This window comes from Promineifilum sp. (SeqCode), assembly GCF_041918635.1.
Taxonomy (GTDB): domain Bacteria; phylum Chloroflexota; class Anaerolineae; order Promineifilales; family Promineifilaceae; genus Promineifilum.
Genome location: NZ_JAYRVJ010000533.1, coordinates 1 through 1,824, shown reverse-complemented (window position 1 = coordinate 1,824; position 1,824 = coordinate 1). Strand labels below are relative to the sequence as shown.

The following is a 1,824-nucleotide window of genomic DNA, read 5'->3' as shown; positions in this document are numbered from 1 at the left end:
CTGGCACGAGGATAACCACGGCGACCGCTCGCTGCGGCCGGCGGCCGAGGACTTGATCGGCGCGGGGGCGATCATCAGCTACCTGCGCGGCCGGCGCTCGCCCGAGGCGGAAATAGCTGTGACTGCCTATCAGGCCGCCGCTCGCCGGCTGACGGCCTTTCTGGAGGCGTGCAGTTCCGGCCGCGAGCATGCGGAGAAGGGCACGGCGGCTGACGTGGCGCTGGCCGCGCAACTCAACGCCAGCGACGTCGCGCCGCTACTGGTGAATGGAGCCTACATCGCCACAGTGGGCGACGCGCCTTGAACACCCTCAACTTGCGCGGCGTCCGGCGGGTGGCATAATGCGCCGCGGAAGAAGCTAAGACCTGGAGGTTTGCGTATGTCGCCTGAAGAGCGGCGAGAGAAGATCAAATCCTACGCCCACGCCTACGATCGGCTGGAAGCCGCCCTGGTGGACTTTCCCAGAGAAATGTGGGACTACCGGCCGGACGACAATGACTGGACGATCCACGAGACGCTGATCCACATCGCCGACAGCGAGGCCAACAGCTACATCCGCTGTCGCCGGTTCATCGCCGAACCGGGCAGTGAGGTGTTGGGCTACGATGAAGCGCGATGGGCGCGGGTGCTGCGCTATGGCGAGCAGGACGCGCGTGACGCGCTGGCGCTCTTCCGGGCGTTGCGCCACAGTACCTACCAGCTCATACGCGATTTGCCGGACGAGGTGTGGGCGAATACGGTCATCCATTCGGAATCGGGCCGCATGACGATGGACGAGTGGCTGACCACCTATGAGCGCCACATCCCGGAGCACATCGCCCAGATGAGGGCCGTCTACGAGACGTGGCGGCTGGAGCAACACGAGTAACGGCTGAGTTAGCGATAAACACTTTGTAAAGATCGCCTATGTCTATCAAGATCGTCCGCTGCGCCCCGGCGCGCTTTGACCAATTGGCGGCGTTCGCCGCCGAACACAACCCCAGCCCCGAACACCACATCGGCTATCTGGGCCTGACGCCGGAGGACGTAAGGGCAACGCTGCGGATGATCCACCTGCGCCTCGACCGAGGATTCCGGCTGGCGCTGGCCGGCAACCGGCTGATAGGAGCGTTAGGGGCCGACATCGACAAGGAACTGGGCCGCGCCTGGCTCTACGGGCCGATTGTGGTCGAAGGAGAGTGGGCAACCACGGCCGATGCGCTCTACGCGGCGCTGTCGCCTTCGCTGCCGGCGGCCATCGTCGAGCACGAGATGTTCGTGGACGCGCGCAACACCCACGCCCGCGACTTCGCCGCCCGCCACGGCTTTGAGCAGTTGGGGGAATGGGCTATCTACTTCATCACGCCCGACCGGCTGGCCCCGCTGCCGGCGGCCGAAGCCGGCGAGTGGGACGACCGCTACCACGGCCAATTGGAGGCGTTACACAATCGCCTTTTCCCCAGTTCAAACTACACCATGTCCTACATCACCGGCGGACAGGATGAGCACACCGTGTTGCTCATCGCGGCTGAGGGTGACGCGCTGCTCGGCTACTTCTTCGGCCGCTATGAGCCGGAGTCGGGTGAGGGGTACGTTGACCTGGTGGGCGTGGACGAGAGCCGCCGCCGCACGGGGCTGGGCCGCCGGTTGATGCTGGCCGGGCTGGACCGCCTGCGCCGCGCGCCCGGCTTGCGCCAGGTCAATCTAAGCGTGGCCGCCGGCAACGACGCGGCCATGGCCCTCTACGACGCGCTAGGTTTTGCGCGGGAGCGGGATATGGTGGCGTTCCGCAAGCGGGTGAACCGGGATGACCCCGTGGGGAGGATGTCGTAATGACTGCGGACG

At 65.8% G+C, this 1,824-nt stretch carries 3 protein-coding genes; all 3 read left to right on the top strand.

The window, feature by feature from the left end; genetic code table 11:
• Positions 1-304, top strand: a 304-nt coding sequence (locus ACE3UY_RS15955) for a 2-phosphosulfolactate phosphatase (RefSeq protein ID WP_374688487.1), incomplete at its 5' end; no start/stop codon positions are given.
• A gap of 75 nt (positions 305-379) precedes the next feature.
• On the top strand, positions 380-868 hold the full coding sequence (locus ACE3UY_RS15950) for a DinB family protein (protein ID WP_374688486.1): 489 nt from the start codon (positions 380-382) through the stop codon (positions 866-868).
• 38 nt (positions 869-906) lie between these two features.
• Positions 907-1,812, top strand: a complete 906-nt coding sequence (locus ACE3UY_RS15945; protein ID WP_374688485.1) for a GNAT family N-acetyltransferase — start codon at positions 907-909, stop codon at positions 1,810-1,812.
• Positions 1,813-1,824 lie beyond the last annotated feature (12 nt).

Excerpts from the sequence above, each read along its gene's own strand:
- ACE3UY_RS15945 (WP_374688485.1), top strand. The coding sequence starts at position 907 with ATGTCTATCAAGATCGTCCGCTGCGCCCCGGCGCGCTTTGACCAATTG.
- ACE3UY_RS15950 (WP_374688486.1), top strand. The coding sequence starts at position 380 with ATGTCGCCTGAAGAGCGGCGAGAGAAGATCAAATCCTACGCCCACGCC.